General features: G+C 44.5%; 15 protein-coding genes and 1 riboswitch. Of the genes, 5 read left to right on the top strand and 10 right to left on the bottom strand.

Features of this window, described 5'->3' with window-relative positions; genetic code table 11:
• Window positions 1-13: 13 nt before the first annotated feature.
• Together CHX35_RS15360 and CHX35_RS15355 are read right to left on the bottom strand one after the other, a co-directional pair.
• Entirely contained in the window at window positions 14-1231 is a 1218-nt protein-coding gene (locus CHX35_RS15360) for a cystathionine gamma-synthase family protein (protein WP_091839075.1), read from the bottom strand.
• Between the two features lie 28 nt (window positions 1232-1259).
• Window positions 1260-2483 carry a M24 family metallopeptidase gene (locus CHX35_RS15355; protein WP_091839073.1) on the bottom strand — a complete coding sequence of 408 codons (1224 nt, stop codon included), beginning with the start codon at window positions 2481-2483 and terminating at the stop codon, window positions 1260-1262.
• A 179-nt stretch (window positions 2484-2662) separates the two neighbouring features.
• On the opposite strand from CHX35_RS15355, the gene CHX35_RS15350 reads away from it, so the two are divergent.
• A complete protein-coding gene (locus tag CHX35_RS15350) occupies window positions 2663-4291 on the top strand; it encodes a PucR family transcriptional regulator (RefSeq protein ID WP_176392126.1) in 1629 nt (542 codons plus the stop codon).
• A 68-nt stretch (window positions 4292-4359) separates the two neighbouring features.
• Here CHX35_RS15350 and ehuA read toward each other — a convergent pair whose 3' ends face one another.
• The 4 genes from ehuA to ehuB form a co-directional block, all read right to left on the bottom strand.
• Window positions 4360-5202 (bottom strand): ectoine/hydroxyectoine ABC transporter ATP-binding protein EhuA, encoded by an 843-nt coding sequence (ehuA, locus tag CHX35_RS15345; RefSeq protein WP_281252094.1) that lies wholly within the window; start codon window positions 5200-5202, stop codon window positions 4360-4362.
• 22 nt (window positions 5203-5224) lie between these two features.
• The gene (ehuD, locus tag CHX35_RS15340; protein ID WP_091839118.1) at window positions 5225-5881 is read right to left on the bottom strand and encodes an ectoine/hydroxyectoine ABC transporter permease subunit EhuD; all 657 of its coding nucleotides are present in this window, start codon (window positions 5879-5881) and stop codon (window positions 5225-5227) included.
• A gap of 6 nt (window positions 5882-5887) precedes the next feature.
• On the bottom strand, window positions 5888-6517 hold the full coding sequence (gene ehuC, locus CHX35_RS15335) for an ectoine/hydroxyectoine ABC transporter permease subunit EhuC (RefSeq protein WP_342743139.1): 630 nt from the start codon (window positions 6515-6517) through the stop codon (window positions 5888-5890).
• A gap of 61 nt (window positions 6518-6578) precedes the next feature.
• Window positions 6579-7382 (bottom strand): ectoine/hydroxyectoine ABC transporter substrate-binding protein EhuB, encoded by an 804-nt coding sequence (gene ehuB / locus CHX35_RS15330; RefSeq protein ID WP_245838879.1) that lies wholly within the window; start codon window positions 7380-7382, stop codon window positions 6579-6581.
• A 547-nt stretch (window positions 7383-7929) separates the two neighbouring features.
• Between ehuB and ectA the strand changes: the two genes are divergently transcribed.
• The 3 genes from ectA to CHX35_RS15315 are packed head-to-tail and all read left to right on the top strand — an operon-like array spanning window position 7930 to window position 10233.
• Complete coding sequence (gene ectA, locus CHX35_RS15325) at window positions 7930-8535, top strand: diaminobutyrate acetyltransferase (protein WP_342743140.1); 606 nt, start codon at window positions 7930-7932, stop codon at window positions 8533-8535.
• Between the two features lie 36 nt (window positions 8536-8571).
• Window positions 8572-9822: a diaminobutyrate--2-oxoglutarate transaminase gene (gene ectB / locus CHX35_RS15320; RefSeq protein ID WP_425435381.1), complete on the top strand. Its 1251-nt coding sequence runs from the start codon at window positions 8572-8574 to the stop codon at window positions 9820-9822.
• A 27-nt stretch (window positions 9823-9849) separates the two neighbouring features.
• On the top strand, window positions 9850-10233 hold the full coding sequence (locus CHX35_RS15315) for an ectoine synthase (protein ID WP_091839061.1): 384 nt from the start codon (window positions 9850-9852) through the stop codon (window positions 10231-10233).
• Between the two features lie 460 nt (window positions 10234-10693).
• On the opposite strand, the gene CHX35_RS15310 is transcribed toward CHX35_RS15315, so the two are convergent.
• Together CHX35_RS15310 and CHX35_RS15305 are read right to left on the bottom strand one after the other, a co-directional pair.
• A complete protein-coding gene (locus tag CHX35_RS15310) occupies window positions 10694-11266 on the bottom strand; it encodes an ECF transporter S component (protein ID WP_091839060.1) in 573 nt (190 codons plus the stop codon).
• Between the two features lie 159 nt (window positions 11267-11425).
• Window positions 11426-11563: riboswitch (FMN riboswitch) on the bottom strand.
• 76 nt (window positions 11564-11639) lie between these two features.
• The gene (locus CHX35_RS15305) at window positions 11640-13466 is read right to left on the bottom strand and encodes a peptidoglycan D,D-transpeptidase FtsI family protein (RefSeq protein ID WP_091839058.1); all 1827 of its coding nucleotides are present in this window, start codon (window positions 13464-13466) and stop codon (window positions 11640-11642) included.
• Window positions 13467-13650: 184 nt separating this feature from the next.
• Between CHX35_RS15305 and CHX35_RS15300 the strand changes: the two genes are divergently transcribed.
• Window positions 13651-14667, top strand: coding sequence for an LLM class flavin-dependent oxidoreductase (locus CHX35_RS15300; RefSeq protein ID WP_091839056.1), 1017 nt, complete (start codon window positions 13651-13653; stop codon window positions 14665-14667).
• A 123-nt stretch (window positions 14668-14790) separates the two neighbouring features.
• On the opposite strand, the gene CHX35_RS15295 is transcribed toward CHX35_RS15300, so the two are convergent.
• Window positions 14791-16539, bottom strand: a complete 1749-nt coding sequence (locus CHX35_RS15295; protein ID WP_176392125.1) for an esterase/lipase family protein — start codon at window positions 16537-16539, stop codon at window positions 14791-14793.
• A 265-nt stretch (window positions 16540-16804) separates the two neighbouring features.
• Complete coding sequence (gene mltG, locus CHX35_RS15290) at window positions 16805-17833, bottom strand: endolytic transglycosylase MltG (protein WP_176392124.1); 1029 nt, start codon at window positions 17831-17833, stop codon at window positions 16805-16807.
• Between the last annotated feature and the right edge of the window lie 102 nt (window positions 17834-17935).

Raw genomic sequence — 17935 nt, 5'->3', positions numbered from 1 at the left:
TTTGCATACACCGCTATCGTAACTTCTCAGAACGCTTCTCTAATGTCTTAAGAGCCATGTCCAAATCCTCAAGCAAATCCTCGGTCTCTTCAATTCCCACGGAATAACGAATCAGCCCTTCAGGGATCCCCATCTCTCTTCTCTCTTCTTCTGTACACTCCACATGACTTGTCGTTCGAGGGGGTCCTGCAATTGTCTCGACCGCCCCCAAGTTTGCAGCACGATGAGCATAGGTCAGTTTGGGAAGAAACTGTCGAATTGCATCAATTCCACCCCTGAGTGAAAAGCTCATCACTCCACCAAATCCACTCATTTGCTTCACTGCGATCTCATGATGAGTATGATCCGTTAAACCCGGATAATAAACGGCTTCGACTAACGGATGTTGTTTTAAAAAACGAGCAATGGTCAACGCACTTTGATTTTGTTGACGAACTCGTAAATGAAGCGTTTTCATACCCCGAAGCAACAAGTAGGCAGCCATTGGATCCAGCGTCGCTCCATTAATTTCACGGAAGTGATATACTTTTTCAATCAAATCCTTCGATCCACAAACAACCCCACCTAATGCATCCGCGTGCCCTCCAAGAAATTTGGTTGCGCTGTGAATTACCAAATCCGCTCCTAGAGTAAGCGGGTGTTGATTAATCGGCGTCGCAAAGGTATTATCCACGACGACGATCGCACCTACCTTTTTAGCCGCTTGCGAAAGCCGGTCAATATCAACCACTTTCAGAGTCGGGTTGGTTGGCGTTTCCAAATATAAAAGTTGGCACCCTTTCTCAATCTCCGCTTCGAGCGTCTTATGATCATGGGTATCAATTAAATCCACATCAATATGAAACTTAGGCAGAAATCTACGAAAAATCTGATTCGTTCCTCCGTACGTGTCTTTGATGGATACCACTCGATCACCTGGTGATAGGAGCGCAAACAGCGTGCCACTTATCGCGGCCATCCCCGTTGCAAAACTGGTCGCTGCTTCTGCATTTTCTAAACCACGTACCTTTTCTTCAAACACCTGAACCGTCGGGTTAGTATTACGACTATAGATATGGCCCTCTTTCTGTCCCAACGCCACCTCTTGCCATTCATCCATGTCCTCATATCCAAAGGAAACGCTATGAACTACGGGTATCTGGGTAGATCTTTGAAAGAAAGACGACTGCTCTTCTCCACCCCAAACGGATTGTGTGCCGATCGATCCCTTTCCCTGTTTTTTTCTAATCATCAGACCCCTCCTCATTCATACAATGTCATTACGCCCCATTCTCTTCTAACGGGGGAACCATATTGGGAATGGACGGTCGTTGAATTAATTCACGGGGGGATGTAGAAAAGAGTTCATACCCCTTCTCGGTTACGCGAAAAGTCTCTGAAAATTCCACACCATAGTCATCCAACCACATTCCAGGAATCAGATGAAAAGTCATATTGGGTTGTAGCACCGTCTGATCACCCGCTCGAATACTGGCAGTATGTTCCCCCCAATCTGGCGGATAATTAAGCCCTACAGAATAACCGAGGCGAGAATCTTTTTCATAGCCCCAACGCTTGATTACTCGACTCCATGCCTGTGACATCTCTGCACAGGTTACCCCTGGCACTATTGTGTCCAATACGGCTTGCAACCCCTCTGAAACAACTTCAGCTAGCTCCCTTACCTTTGGATCGGGCATTCCAATCACTGCCGTTCGAGCTAAAGGGGTATGATAGTGACGATAACACCCCGCTAATTCAACAATGATCACCTCATCGACACGGTAGCGCCGATCCGTCCATGTAAGGTGAGGGGTACAACTCTTCTCGCCAGCAGGTAGCAAAGGGACAATGGCTGGATAATCTCCTCCATACTCTGCTAATCCACTAATTTGAGCATGGCTAATCGCTGCGGCTACATCACATTCTCTAACACCCACCGCAATCGTATCCATGGCAATCCGCATGGCGCGTTCTGCAATTCTCCCCGCTTGTTTCATATATTCAATCTCTTGATTTGATTTAATCATCCGTACCCGATTTACTAGTAAGCTGGCATCAATAAATCGGGCATTTGGTAATCCTCTTTGCAATGAAATGAAAGAGCGTGCCGTAAAATAATAAGCATCCATTTCGACTCCAATTCGCCTTGACCCATGCCCAATCTCCTGTAAAATATACGCTACATAATCCATCGGATGATCAAGATTCGCGTGAATCAATTCTTCGGGATAAGCGAGGATGCGATCGAGCTGAAACCATACGGTCAACTTTGCACCATTGGCATCTTGTTTACGACCGATCCATAGGGGTTGTTCTTCTTCCAGAATAATGACCACTAGCTGGGGGACGTAAAAGGACCACCCATCATATCCTGACAAATAGTTCATATTTGCAGGATCGGTTAGTAGCAAAACTTCCATTCCTTGCTCCATCATCTTTTTCTTTGTTTTTTGTATTCGTTCCGCATACTCCATGATGGAAAAAGGCAAATCCTTGAGCATCTCCCCGCCCCCCTTTTTTGAGTATTACTTCCATTTTAAGGGAGGTGAACTTTCTTCACAACTGACATTCTGTATAAAGTTGCAAAGGATCTTTTCATCATTTTATTGAATACCATACTGATTTCAACGTGAGGATGGTCAAACACCTTTTCATCTCTTTGAATACGGGAGGTGAGTCAATGCAGCAGCTAACCGTTCGCGATATCTTACAATGGGATATCATGAACGAAGCCCATGTATTAACTCCTGAACATTCGCTAGACAATCCCGTAGAATGGATTTCCGTTATCGAGGTTCCTGTAGAAAATTTTGTCCACTCTAAGGAACTCGTTCTCAGTACTGCTGTAGGATGTAGTGATAACCCTGCCCTTTTTACTCAATTTCTGAAAGAGCTCATTCATACAGGTGCTTCCGCATTAGCTGTCGCAGTAGGGCGACATCTCAAAGAAATTCCACCTGAAGCGATCCTAGTTGCAAGCAAGCATAAAGTCCCCCTTATCGAATTGCCATGGGGGATTCGCTTCTCCAATATTATTCATCAGGTCTTACGGACCCTCGATCAACAGCAAGATCCGTGGACGACTTATTCCAAGGAAACCCAGGAAGAATTATTGCAATTGATCCTACAGGGAGCGAATCTCAATCGCTTAGCGACTGTGATTTACAGGAAACTTGCCTACCCAGCACTTTTTACTAATTCACAAGGGGATGTATGTGGCAGGAGCCCTCAAACAAACTCCTTGATTGACCATTTCACTCAACTTCCGGCGACCTCCTTTAAAATCCCGAGTGCCCATGGCGATTGGTTACAACACTCCACTAATTCTCACTCTCTAATTGAAATCCCCATTCATTCCGCACGAAAGCGACAGGGTTCTCTGTGGCTTCAGCTCCCCCTCACCAGTACCCCTTCTTTTCAGAAAAAAGCACACATTTTTTTAGAGCATGCGGCCACTGCAGCAGCCCTCTGCTTTTTACAAGAATCCGTTGCCTTAGAAACCGAATTACGCCTACGCAATGACTTTCTTTGGAATTTAGCCAAAGGAAAAACCCCTTCCATCGAGGCAGCTTCTCCCCAAGCTGAAGCCTTAGGTTATGATTTATCAATCCCTTATGTCTGTATCGTCGGCTCTCCCGATGTACCACCGTCACCTCAACCCACAAACCATCACCAAGAATATCTTCATGTCATCGAAGAAATTCAATTTACGGCCCGTACACTGGGGGAAATTGTCCTAACCACGCGTCACCTAAATCAATTCATTATTTATCTAAACACCCTGCCCACTCAAGCCATTCAACGGGTTCAATCCTTTCTTGACTTGTTAGATAGTCGCCTCCATGAGCGCTTCCCAGATCTTCCTCTCTCCTGGGGAATTGGAGAAAACCGCGTCGGCATCTTTTCCTTTCACGAAGGATACTTAGCGGCTTATTCTGCTCTTACCATCGGACGTCGCCAAAAAGGAATTGGACATCGTAGTTTTTATATGGACACGGGTTTATATCGGGCCTTGGACCAACTTGCTGAGCATCCGGAAATGAAGGAAATCACCAATTCGGCCATGCATCATCTCCTCGACTACAGTAAACAGCGTGGAATTAATTTAGTCGCTACCTTTAATGCTTACCTGCGAAATCAGATGAATGTCAGTCAAACCGCACGTGAAATGAATCTTCACCGCCAATCCCTGCTATACCGTCTCCGTAAAATTGAATCGTTGACGGGTCGCTCCCTATTCAATCCAGATGATCTTTTTTTATTACAACTCTCGATTAAACTATGGCAATGCAAAGGCGAAGTTGAGTAACCATCTTCCTTTCATCAAAAAGAGGAGAGCCGTAGCCCTCCTCTTTTGTCATGTGCGATTTCGATTTATCATACATTGTGACCCTTTCCATCAATACCAAATCGATGTAAAAACTCACCCAATCGTTCCGTTTTCGGCTCGTTTAATAATTGAGAAGGGGGTCCCTCCTCTTGGATTTTCCCTTCATCAAAGAAAGCAATACGATCTGCAATATCCCTGGCAAAACTCATCTCATGGGTAATCAACAGCATCGCCATCTCACGATCTTTTGCAATCTCTTTAATCACTTCCAGCACTTCACCGACGGTTTCTGGGTCCAATGCCGATGTCGGTTCATCGAAAAGCATTACTTTAGGGTGCATAACCAGTGCACGCGCAATGGCTACGCGTTGTTGTTGCCCACCTGATAGCCGTGCAGGATATTGATCCGCAAATCCCGCCATCCCTACCTTCTCTAACATTGCCAATGCTTCTTCTCGTGCTTTAGCTTTGGACATGCCCTTTACTTTGATTGGAGCTTCCATCAAGTTTTTTAACACCGTCATATGGGGAAAAAGATGAAAGTGTTGAAAAACCATCCCAATATCTCCCCGAACCTCATGCAAGTGTTTTTCATCGGCCTTTTTAAAGTTGCCATTCACTTCTTTATGCCACAATTGTCGGCCATCGACTTCAATAAACCCATCCGTCGGCTCCTCCAATGTCATTAGGAGTCGTGCCATGGTCGTTTTTCCTGAACCACTGGGGCCGATGATCGCGACTCGCTCTCCTGGGTATAAATCAAAATCAACTCCATTTAACACCTGCAAATCCCCAAAGGATTTACTAATGTTTTTAAAACGCACAATCGGATCTTTCCCTTCGATGGGCGCCTCCGTATGGGGTCGTTCCGTTGATTGTATATTGCTCACGTAAATTCCTCCTTTTGACGTACTAGCGACGATTAATATCCATCCGCAGTTCGATCCGTTTGACAAGTAGGGATGCCCCATAACTCAGAATTAGGAAGAAAATCCCCACCATCGTGATTGGTTCCGTATAACGGAAGCTCTGGGAGCCAATAATTTGTGCTTGACTCAACATCTCTACCACTGTGATTCCTAGTAACATAGGGGTCTCTTTAAATAAGGTGATCAAGTAATTTCCCATAACCGGGATGATTGGACGAATTGCCTGTGGCAATATAATGTGGACCCATTTTTGTCGAGAGGTAAAATTAAGGGCGGTGGCCGCTTCCCATTGCCCTTTGTCTACGGAATCAATTCCCGCACGATATACCTCGGATAAGAAGGTACTGTAATGGATACCAAGACCCAAAATCCCTGTCATCAATGCGCCCATGGTGATCCCAAATTGCGGCATTACGAAAAAGAGAAAGAACAACTGTACAAAAGGGGGCGTAGAGCGAATAAATTCGACGACAAAATAGGTTACTCCAGAAAGCAACCGGTTTGTTGAACGACGTGCAAATGCCAAAACCAACCCCAATATCATGGCGACAACAAAGGCCCCTAGGGTTGCCGTAATCGTGACATGAGCGACTTTAAGGAGTCGGGGCAAAATTTCAAAGGCATACTGCCAATCCCAAATCACTGGTTATAACCTCCCTAGAGAATATCGACGCTCGACCCAACGCATCAGCATCGTAAGTGGATAAGCTATGGCAAAATAAATGAGAAGTAGCCAAGTAAAGATTTCAAGCGTATGGGCAGCATCACTGGTCCGCATGACCAACGCTTCGAAGGTCATCTCCGGAATGGTGACTAATGAGACGAGTGCTGTCCCCTTTAACAATTCAATTAACAGATTTCCAAAGGAAGGAATCATGGTACGAAAAGCTTGTGGAATAATGATATAGCGCATTCGTTGGAAGGCGGTCATATTTAATGCGATCCCTGCTTCATGTTGCCCCTTTGGTACGGATAACACCGCACTACGAACGACTTCAGATCCGTATGCTCCGTAATTAAGACCCAAAGCCAAGAGGCCGACCATTCCTGACTCTAAGCGAATTCCCATAAAAGGGAGTACGTAAAATAGCCAAAATAATTGAACCAACAAGGATGTCCCACGGAAAAATTCAACGATAAACCCTGCCAGCCCCCGCACGACTGCAAAACGAGATAATCGACCAAGTCCTCCCATAAATGAGAGTACAAAGGCTAACATCGCTCCCAAAATCGTCAACTGAATCGTTGGAACTGCACCCGGGAGCAGATTCTTCAATATCTCAAGATGGACTTCGATCAGGATCACTTCCTTTCCATAGAATTAAAACCCTACATGATTACTGCTTACAGATTTCTTCTGCGGTCTCATCGCCGGGTAAATCTTTCTTTGTAAAACCAAAGGGGTGAATCGTATCGTACAGTTCCCCTGATTCCTTCATCTGAGCAAGTCCGTCGTTGTATATCTTCACAAAGTCCTTATCCTCTGGCCGAAAGGCCGCCGCACCAATCCCCTTAATCTCCTTCCCATCAATAATCGGTTGCTTGAAATCTTCTACAACGGACACATTCTTTGCTTTCGCAGATTGTAAAATGGCAAGCAAGGAAGGGCCTGTCATCGTCACACCATCCACACGGCCAGAATTAAGAAGCGCAACCGCAGTCGGTTGATCTGCAACGAACTTAATCTGATTCTCTTTTACTCCCGAATCTTTCATATAGGACTCTTCGATTGCTCCTTTCATCACAGCGATCGTCGTATCGGGTTGATTTGCCACATCCTTATAGCTGTGAATATCTTTGGGATTTCCCTTCTGCACAGCTAACCCCTCACCAATGTTGTACTCTGGATTAGCAAAGGCTACCTGCTTACAACGCTCAGGAGTAATATACATGCCTGCGGTAATTACATCGAAGCGACCGGCTTTTAATCCAGGGATCAAAGAACCAAAATCCGTTAGCACCGGTTTGATATTGGTAATTCCCTGGTTTTTAAAAATTTTCTTTGCAATTTCCACCGCTTCGCCTGTCACCTTGCCATCTTCCTGATATGCATAGGGTTTTTCATTTGCAAATCCGATGACGACACTTTTTTGGTCCTTTGCTTCTTGAAGCGCTGATTCACCCGAAGAAAAAAACTGCAATCGCCCACATCCCGTAACCAGGAAGATGAGAAGAACCAATATGAACACTTCTTTCCTGATCTTTAAAATGCCAATCCCTCCTTTTGAAAATGTCCAATTATAGCGGATTTCATATGCAAATCCCTCCTTACAACCTCCCTATTGCCGCATAATTGGAGAATCCGTTTAAAATCATTAAAAAATGCCTATCCTTTCTTTACATATCACAAAACATACCGGATGAAACCTATTTTTTCACCAAAAATAATCATTAGCAAATTGGATAACATGTCCATCGAATGAAATTAAAAACTGCTAATCCCCTATGGATCAATTAATATGAAGAAAAATCAGTGATTATACTAGACAATCTTCTGTATATCCCTTTTTAGATAACATGGAGTCTGATTCGTATCATTCCACAGGATATGTTAGAATCTCAGCCCTCATTGACCCTCATCAAGTCCTGCCATGTTTAACCGTAATCTAAGCGGGTACAGTACTTTCGACGGATGGTTCCGTACACGTTACGATAAAAGACGGGTAGTTTTACTGATGATATTAATCAATAAAGGATGGTGATCTAGCTATCAATGATCGACAGAGTCCGTCTCCACTGAAGACAGATGATTCGCTGAGATCAAAAAGTTCCGTAAAAAAGTACCGTCATCCAGGTAATCAAGTAACGTTTCGTAAACCTACTGAAGAGGACGGTACTGCTGTATGGAAACTGATTAAAGGTACGGGTGTTTTAGATTTAAACTCAAGTTACAGCTATCTCATGCTGTGTAAATATTTCTCTGAAACATGTGTATTGGCGGAACAAGAAGGGCGTGTCGTTGGTTTCGTTTCTGCCTTTGTGCAACCTGAATCCCCTGATGTGGTCTTTGTATGGCAAGTCGCCGTTGATCAAAGTCAGCGTGGAAAAGGGTTGGCCAAATCCTTGCTAAGGAACCTCCTCAACCGGGAAGCATGTGAAAATGTACGCTTCCTCGAGGCTACCGTCTCACCTTCAAACAACGCTTCTCAGTCCCTATTTAAAGGCTTGGCAAGAGATATCCAAACGACCTGCCATACCTCTGAATGTTTTTCCGAAGATTTATTTCCTGGAGATGACCATGAGTCTGAGTGGACATACCGAGTAGGGCCGTTTGAAAACATTGAGGAGGTTTAATTCATTTTGACTTCAATAACCGAAGCAACTACAGATATGAGCACATTTGAAACCTTGGAATCCGAGGTACGTAGCTACTGCCGTAGCTTCCCTACCATTTTTGATAAGGCACGTGGGTATAAGCTCTGGGATGTTGAAGGCCGTGAATTTATTGATTTCTTCGCTGGTGCAGGAGCATTAAATTATGGTCACAACAACCCTCAAATAAAAAGCAAACTGATTGACTACCTTACCAACGATCATGTTGTGCACAGTCTAGATATGGCAACCGTTGCTAAGGAAAAGTTTTTACAACGTTTTCAACAAGTGATTCTCGAACCGCGGAAGATGAATTACAAAGTGATGTTTCCAGGACCGACCGGTGCAAATTCCGTTGAAAGTGCTTTAAAGCTCGCACGAAAAGTAACTGGACGACAAACCGTCATTAGCTTTACGAAAGCCTTCCATGGGATGACGCTTGGTGCGCTCTCGGTCACAGGTAATTCCTTTAAACGACATGGTGCGGGTGTTCCTCTCCACCATGCTGTTTCAATGCCCTACGACAATTATCATGATGACGTAGATTCCCTGAGCCTACTTGAACGCTATCTAGAAGATGAAGGAAGTGGCCTGGATTTACCCGCTGCCATCATCCTAGAAACGCTACAAGGCGAAGGCGGAATCAACGTTGCCAGCAACACTTGGCTACAAAGGATCGAAGATATTTGCCGCCGTTGGGACATCCTGCTCATTGTTGATGATGTACAGGTTGGTTGTGGGCGTACAGGCACCTTCTTTAGTTTTGAAGAAGCAGGTATTCAACCTGATATGATCTGCCTATCCAAATCCATCGGGGGATATGGTCTCCCATTTGCCATCACGTTAATTCAACCTAAGCTGGATAAATGGGCGCCAGGTGAGCATAATGGCACATTCCGCGGTCATAACTTGGCCTTTGTTGCCGCTACAGAAGCGTTAACCTATTGGGAAACGGATAAACTGGAACGGGAAATCCTTCGCAAAGGCGAAATCCTTCAGCAGGCTTTGAATTCCATGACAGCGAAACACCCTGACACGGAACCCGAGGTACGCGGTCGCGGACTGATGCAAGGAATCGCTTTTGGCCAAGAAGGATTTGCAGAAAAAGTATGTGCTGCCGCCTTTGAGCGTGGTTTAATCATGGAAACTTCAGGGCCTGATAGTGAAGTTGCCAAGGTGATGCCTCCACTTATCATTGACGATGAAGGATTAAATAAAGGCCTCGCAATCTTGGAGGAATCGATCCAAGCAGCAAAAAACACACGCTAAACCCTATAGTGAAAGGATGAACACCTCGTGATCGTCAAACATCTCGCAGATCTCATTGGTACCGAAAACGAAGTCAAGGGAGACACTTGGGAAAGTAGACGTTTTCTCTTGAAAAAAGATAATGTGGGCTTCTCCATGCACGATACGATTATTAAAGCTGGAACAACCACCACCATGTGGTATAAAAACCATATTGAAGCCGTTTATTGTGTGCAGGGAGAAGGAGAAGTAGAAACCCTTGACGATGGAAAAGTTTATCCGATCAAAGACGGAACAATTTATACGTTAAATGGACATGAACGTCACCAAGTGCGGGCAAAATCCGATTTACGTCTCGTTTGCGTCTTCAACCCTCCTTGCACAGGACTTGAAACCCATGATGAAGACGGTGCTTACCCCTTACTCGATTAAGGAATAGGAATTCTATCGTCTTTCTTCCACTTCACATTCAACGACATGTAGACCATTCGGTCAACCACCACGACCGGGTTTTATTGCCAATCGAAGTAGGATGACACCGACAATTGCAGGCTAAGTTGCAAAGACCGCACCTTAAAAAAAGGTGCGGTCTTTGCAACTTTTATCCGTCCTCGTTCGTCATTATAATGAGAGGACGTTTAAATCTTGCCATAACGGGAACTCCCATTCATAATGAACCCTCAACCACATCCCGCCTTCAAAGGGCGATTACTTAAGAAAGGAGGATATCCGGTGCACCGCATACCCCTGGTTCTTCCTGTAATTGGTTATATCATGTTGATCGCTGGAATCATTGTTACCTTTCGTTAACCACCCAAATAAAAAACCGACCGTCGATCGGCCGGTCATGAATAACGTTTTCAGAATCATTCATTAATATCCCTGTAGATTGTTAAGATATCTTTGGAAGATGTATTCTTCCTTTGAGTCGTTGATACAAAGGGATAAAGAGGAGGGCAGTCAATACTCCCTTTACTAAGTTAAAGGGACCGATTCCATAAAGAACTAACGACGTCTTTGCTGGTCCGACCACTTCCCAATGAATGAGGAAAGCGTAAGCAGGTAAGATCACCCAGTAATTCGCGATACTCATGATAACAGCCATGAGTATCGTAGCCACTGTCAAACCCGTGACCAGCCCTTTAATCCCTTGTAGCTTCCGTGTGATAAGAACCGTCGTCACCACAAAGATACTACCTGCAACAAAATTAGCCAATTGACCAATCGGGATCCCTGTATCACTCCCACTAAATAAATAGTGAAGAAGATTTTTAAGAAATTCCACAAGTACACCTGCCAAGGGTCCAAACATCAACCCAGCTACCAAAGCAGGTAATTCACTAAAGTCCACCTTTAAAAATGGCGGAAACATCGGCAGTGGAAAATTTAAATACTGCATTAAAAATGCAAATCCAGCTAAAATCGAAACGGTTGTCAATTTCATTGTTGAACCCTGTTTCGTCATCAGAGAACACTCCCTTTTCTTATGTGTTCTGATGACGCCGTACAGCGAAAAACCCGAAGAAAGGCCATGCATTAGCCTTCCTTCGGGTTTAATTTCTATTGGACACTCTCAAATAAAGGTCTCGAATTTTCATAGACCTACGCATCCACACGCGTACGTGTCATCCTTCTCCCATCCAGACTATACTGTCGGCCCCGGATTTTCACCAGGTCCACCGCATAAAGCGGGTCACGGACTGAGGTACTCATAGGTACCATCACCGCCGGTCGGGAATTTCACCCTGCCCCGAAGGATTGAAAACGTTATTCACTTTCCTCCATTTTACGAGGCAACGATCGATTTGGCAAGGGGGGACACGATTATGAATGAGCATTCAATCATTATTCGATTTGCTTGGTGGTTTCTTTTTCTCCTGCTTCTCCTTCTTTTGTTGCTGGTCTAGCCGGTAGATTTCTTCCATTACTTGGCGAAAAATCTGTTGCCCTCGCATCTCTTTGGGGTCCGCCGATGAGCGAACGACAACGGATACCGCCCATCGCGGCTTATCATAGGGAGCATAACCGATCATCCACTTATTATAGTGGTCTCCCTTCACACCAACCTGAGCCGTTCCTGTCTTCCCTGCCAAGGGAAGAATCGCTGTTTTCATCGACTGTGCAGTGCCCTTCGTCACGACTCCCCTCATCATCTCCCGCACCTGTGCAAGTGCACGCGAGCCGATTCTCTCCTTCGTTTTTAACACATGATCCGGAAAAGTAACGACAGGCGAACCATCATACCGCCGAATCTCCTTTACGATGCGTGGATTAGGGGTACTGCCATTGTGAAATAACGTAGTCACCATGTTGGCTGCTTGTAAAGGCGTCACTCTTACATCACGTTGCCCAATTCCCGTCTGCGCAATCGCTCCCTTGTCCTCTTTCGATGTCCCAGGTGCAAAAATCAACCCCTTCTCCTCTCCCTGAAGTTGCTTAAAGTTTTTTTCTTGAAATAGCTCCCCTGTCCATATCATTCGTTGACCTAACCCCATGCGTTGGGCATACAATTCAATGGTTTTGGCTCCTACTTTTTCTGCAATCTGGGCAAAAACAATATTACAGGAATTCGCGTATGCCTGCGCAAATGTTTCCTTTCCATGAGCATGGGTATCTGTCAATCCGTAACGACCCAAACTTCCATTGCAGTGAAAAACATCCGTCATTTTTACTTTTCCTGTATCGAGTGCGGCAAGTGCAACAACCGTCTTAAAAATGGAGCCAGGGGTTGTTTCCATCAGTGCACGGTTATCCCATGGATTCTGCTCATCTTTTGCTGTACTTTCATCGGGTTGACTCGCCATTGCGAGGATATCTCCACTGGCTATATCTTGTACCACAATGGCCCCTTCTTCTACTTTCTGCTTTTGTAAAATCCTCTCCGTTAGGCGCTGAATATCCATATCCAACGTTGTCACTACACGATAAGGATAAAACGCTTCATTACCCTTCTCCTTGATCACTGTGGTGCCATTTAGAGGCCGCCCCCGTCCATCCTTCTCAAAGAGTAGATATTCTCCTCCGTCTCCACGAAGGAAGGGTTCAAAGGTCTCCTCTAATCCAGTAACGCCAATCCGCGACCGTGAATCATACATCCCCTTTTCCCATTCATCAGGATACCGCTCTTGAATCAAAAAAGGATTTCTCTCCAATCTTCCAATCACTGTTTTTGCTAAGGAGAACCCACTGCGATCATCCGAACGACGTGCATAGATCCCAGGAATCGCAAGTTTACTAATCGCCTCGGCTTGGCCTTGCGTTAAAATCCAATCACTGTTCCCATCTTTTTTTAAGGCTTCTGGACGATGAATTGCCGTCAATTGCTTACTTAATGACTGGACAGATATATGTAAAATCTGTGCAACACGCGTTAATTGTTTTTGATTGGTAGACACCTGACGTTCCGAGAGTGGAAAGACAACTAAGCGCCAATCCTTTTCATAGGTAATGGGTCGACCGCGTCGATCAAGGATGGCTCCCCTTCCACTATCCACAATAAAGTCTCGATTTTGTTGTTCTTGCGCACGAGCAACCAAATCAGCCTTCTCCCGAGAAAACGAGTGCACTGCGGAGATTTGAATCCAATATAATCGAACCAGGATGCTGACAAAAGCAAAAAACAACAATACCGCTATCCACTTACTGCGCCAGTGTTTTCTCACCATACCCTTCGTCACTCCTCTTCCTTAGCAGTCTCGTCAGGAGATGAGGAGCCTAAACACATCCTCTATTTTAAAAGTTAAAATCCCCCTTGATGTGTGTCATGTTTCGCTATGCCTAGGGATGGGAATATTAGTGTCGATCCTCTGATATACAACATGATCAAACCAAGCAGCTTGAGGTGAGTTTATGATTAAATTGAGCGTACTGGATCAATCGCCAATTCCCAAGGGAAAAACGGCTATTGAAGCCTTAGCAGATACCAGTCGATTAGCACAAGAAACAGAAAAAATGGGATACCATCGCTTCTGGGTATCCGAACATCATTTCTCAAAAAGTCTAGCAGGGTCTAGCCCCGAGGTACTCATTAGTCACCTTGCCGCAAAAACCAACCATATGCGCTTTGGTTCGGGTGGCGTAATGCTCCCCCACTATAGTCCATATAAAGTAGCGGAGAATTTCAAAGTACTTGAAGCGCTCTATCCAAAAAGGATTGATGTCGGTTTAGGAAGAGCTCCTGGAGGACTTCCCCTCGCTACACGCGCCCTTCAAGAAGGGAAGAAGGTAACAAGGGATCCCTATCCACAACAATTAGAGGATTTGATTACCTATTTATATGATCAAACAGATGAAAACCATCGATTTCCTCAACTTCTTGCCACTCCCCTTGTTGATAGTCACCCTGAAGTATGGTTGCTTGGTTCTAGCGGAGGCAGTGCACATTTAGCGGCACAACACGGGGCGAGCTACGCCTTTGCTCAATTTATTAATGGAGAGGGAGGAGAGGAAGTCGTACAGTTCTATCGCGATCATTTCCGCCCTTCATTAATCAATTCACACCCCCATATCCTCCTTGCCATCTTCGTTATTTGCGCAGATACTGAGGAAGAAGCAGAACGACAAGCATCGGTCTTGGATTTATCCCTCCTTCTTCTGCAAAAAAGCGCCGGCAACCCAGCGGGTATTCCTAGCATCGAAGATGCCCAGAGTTATCCTTATACCGAAATGGATCGAGCCATCATTCGTCACAACCGCCAGCGAATGATCGTTGGAAATAGCGAGCAGGTTAAAGAACGCATTCTCGCTTTAGGTGACTCCTATGGCACTGAGGAATTTATGATTGTGAGTATTCTTCATGATATGGAGGCGAAGTTACGCTCCTATCAACTCGTTGCCGATGCTTTTCGAGACGAGCTCTCATCATAAAATCAATCCTTCGATAACCAGTGAGCGGCGAAAACGCCTTGCACCCACTCGTTTATCCTTTTCACACGACAAAAAACCACCCTCTCTTTCACCTGAAAGAGAGGGTGGTTTTACATCATCTGATTAGTTCCCTACATGTACAGAACGAACCAGCGTCCGTTTAAACGGTTCTCCATTCTTCATTTTACCGTTAATTTCAATGGTGATGTTATAGACGCCATCCTGTTTACGTGTACGGAATTCACCTTGAAATTGACCGCGATGCTTTTTCTTTTTGATCATCTTTAGCTTCTTTATTCTTTGTTGATTGACATATTGTTCAATGCCATTGGAATCAACAACCTTCATTGCTACCTTGACGGTTTGCGGATCATATTTCTCCGTATCCAATACATTAATATCTACAGGGATTTCATCTTGTTGGCTACCTTTGGTATCCACATCCACATCGAAGGCTTGATCTGCTCCATTAAAGGCCGCTAACATAAAGTAAGCATCATTCTTCTTACTCGTCATTTCTACTTTCCAATTCCCTGCTTCCGGTTTAGCAATACGATAAGCTTGCACCGTTGCTCTATCAAAAAACTCTTTCCCTTTTCCTGCCTTATAAGCACTACTTTGATTGGAGTACACTTTTCCAGAGGGAGAAGTCAATTTAACCTTGACTTTTCTTTTACTCAATACATGGAAGATCACATCGTTAACACCCGATTCAACAGCGACTTCTTCCTTCACGGTTTTTCCACTTGCTAATTTCCCACCATGAATATACTGTTCACCAGGATCATTGATCTCATCCGCTTGGTCAACCCGATTGGATTGACTCGAGGCCATAACAGGCAACGAAGTTTTCTTCGCAACAGGTGCTGGGTACAATCCAAGCAACTTTCCTTTAAGCAGCAAAGACTGTTTGGCCCCTGTAACAATCGGATCATCAATCACCGACTCAAATCGAGGAAATACATCGCCCTTCACCATTGAGTAGTGATTCAAGGAACTTCCCGTATACAAGTGGCTCCCATAGGTCAGCTTCGAACTCCACACATTTACTGCACCATCATTGGAACCATAGGACCACAGATAAAGTCCCCCAAAGTATAGGGAGCTGCCAAATGATCCCCAATCTTTACCTGCCAAGGTGTAGATATGGTTGTTTTTCACTTCGGCACGCGTATCGGTCATCTGTCTGAACTTATCCATTTCTCCGGTCTGTAACGATTGCGTACCGGCAGATTGTTGTCCAATGAGATCCGCTAACCAACCTGCATACCAGCTATAGGAGAGGTTTGCCAAATTCGAACCGTGGTGTGGGGAACTCAATGTGACAACGTTATCAACATACTGATCGGCATCATAATAAATAAGTGCTGTCTGTGTATCAATACCGCCCTTACTATGGGCAACCACATTTACTTTTTTATGGTAATATTGCGAAATTTCTTTTATTTGTTTCGCTAGCATTTCGCCATTTTTCCATTGATTATTGGCAAATTGATCGCCAGCAGCGTCATACAGTTGAACAAATGCGGTTTCATAACCCTGTGCTTTCGCCTTTTCATACATGTTCCCTGAGTTTTCAATCCAGGTCAATGCACTTGAGCCTAACCCTTGTACAAACACAATCGGATGCTTACTTGCATCAAGATTGCTTGGTTTATCACCCACATACCACGTTCCAGGTATCATGCCAGTTTTCGTTTTCGTTTTCCAACTAGCTACTTCACCTGCTGGCAATACATTCCCCATCTCATGAAGCTTTTTCAATTGAGTCAGATCAACCGATTCATCTCCATTCCCTGCCATTACTGGGTTTGGAAGCGCTATCATAAGTAGACACACCCATACTAGCGCTAGCCGTCCAACTTGCTTCAAGAACATCCTCTCCTTTTTAAGCATAGTAACCAATATGACCACCTTGGCTAAGCTATTATACTATTAAAAATATAAAATAGCGATGAGAAAATTTGCACTCCAATTCAAAAATAAGGAATCGTAAAATTTATAGGGTAGGAGGTAAGACGTCTAGCCGTTGATCCATGGCTTTTACTCGGATCTTATCAATACCATTCAGTAATTCGTTACACTCAAAAAAACACCCTCGAGAAATTCAAGGGTGTTTTTATAAATTCTTTTACTTTTAGTGTTTCTTTGCTTGCTGCTTACTCTTCTTAATGTTTTGCTCATGTTCTGCTTCTGTTCGAGCAAAGTAATGGCGTCCACTACCATCTTTTCGTGTGACATAAAATAAATACGAATGTTTCTCTGGATATAGTGCCGCATGGAGCGCCGCATCGCCAGGGTTGGCTATGGGTCCAGGTGGAAGTCCGTTTATTAGATAGGTATTGTAAGGACTTTTCACCTTCAGATCCTTGTAAAGCAAGCGAGATTTTTGCTTACCAAGAGCATATTGAACCGTGGCATCCACCTGAAGTTTTTTACCCGTCCGTAACCGATTTTCGATGACACCTGCAATACGAGGAAGCTCTTCACGATCGAGCCCCTCCCGTTCCACGATTGACGCAATCGTTACCCATTGGTCCACAGCCAGATGACGACGTTGTAATTGTTCTTTCACAGAAGGATCTTCTAGCCTTTTTGCAAATTGACGGAGCATCGCATCCACTAGTTTTTCGGGATTCTCTTTTTTCGGGAGGTTGTAAGTAATCGGGAAAAGATATCCTTCTAGCAGATATTTACGATCACTATTTTTAGAAATGTTTTGTACAAACTGATAGGGATACTGTCGACGATTAACTGCACGGAGAAAATCCGCCTGTTGAATCCCTTTCTTTTCTAAGCGATAAGCGATGCCATTCACTGTTGTCCCTTCTGGGACAGTGATCCGCATCACATTATTCTCACCATGAGTCAAAATTGAAAGTAAGTCTTCTGTACTGGAGTTCGGAGGCACTTCGTACATTCCTGCTCGAATTCCCTTTGCCTCGCCTTTTAAATACGCATACACCGCAAAGAAAAGATCGTCTCGAATTAAGCCTTTTTTCTCCAGTAGCTTTCCAACATCTAAAATAGAAGCCCCCATCGGCACTTCTACCTCCACTGCCTGCTTCGCTGGTGAAGATAAACTATGTTCGATATACGCATATCCGCCTGCAGACAACACAGCAAATATAAATAGCGTCAATAATAATCGAAGTATCCATTTCATGGATAGATTGTCCCTCTCTCGCTGAGTATCACCCATACCTTACCACACCACTTGTCCAATGTACACGTCCGAAAAGAGTATTATGGGACTGAATATGCTTTC

The sequence above is a fragment of the Marininema halotolerans genome (assembly GCF_900116235.1).
Classification (GTDB): Bacteria; Bacillota; Bacilli; order Thermoactinomycetales; family DSM-45169; genus Marininema; species Marininema halotolerans.
The sequence above is the reverse complement of the archived record's forward strand: the minus strand, read 5'-3'. Positions and strand labels throughout refer to the sequence as shown.